Genomic DNA, 431 nt, shown 5'->3' with positions numbered 1-431 from the left:
AAATACTCCTGTCCGCTGAAGAACTGGAAGCACACATCCTGCGCCCAGCGCTCGACCACAGACTCATCGCTCTCGTTGAAGGCGTGCTTGAGGTACAGCAGTGCCACCATCAAACGGATCGGCAGGCGCGGACGGCCTGCGGCGCTGAGCCCACCGGCCACCACCACCGCCGTGGGTCCGAACATGTCAGCGTCCAGCTTCATGCTGCCCATGCGGGCCTTGCGGGCGAACAGCGGCGCCAGCGACTTCTCGATCTCTGCCCACGGCATGCGTGTGGCCAGCACGGCCAGCGGGTGGCGCAGGTCGATCATGGCATCCAACCGGGCGCGGAAGAAGTCGGGTGTGCTCATCTTCAGGTCCTCAAAACTCCCAGAAACTGAGCGTCATTGCACACAAACCTGGGAGTTCTGACCATCCCCAGTTGCCAGGTT

Annotated in this window: 1 protein-coding gene; it reads right to left on the bottom strand. The window is 62.6% G+C overall.

The features are described from left to right. The coding region (locus ABG80_RS01840; RefSeq protein WP_200964239.1) for a transposase at positions 1 to 350 on the bottom strand (350 nt) is incomplete at its 3' end. Between the last annotated feature and the right edge of the window lie 81 nt (positions 351 to 431).

This window comes from Aquabacterium parvum (assembly GCF_001447195.1).
Lineage (GTDB): Bacteria > Pseudomonadota > Gammaproteobacteria > Burkholderiales > Burkholderiaceae_C > Aquabacterium > Aquabacterium parvum.
The sequence above is the reverse complement of the archived record's forward strand: the minus strand, read 5'-3'. Positions and strand labels throughout refer to the sequence as shown.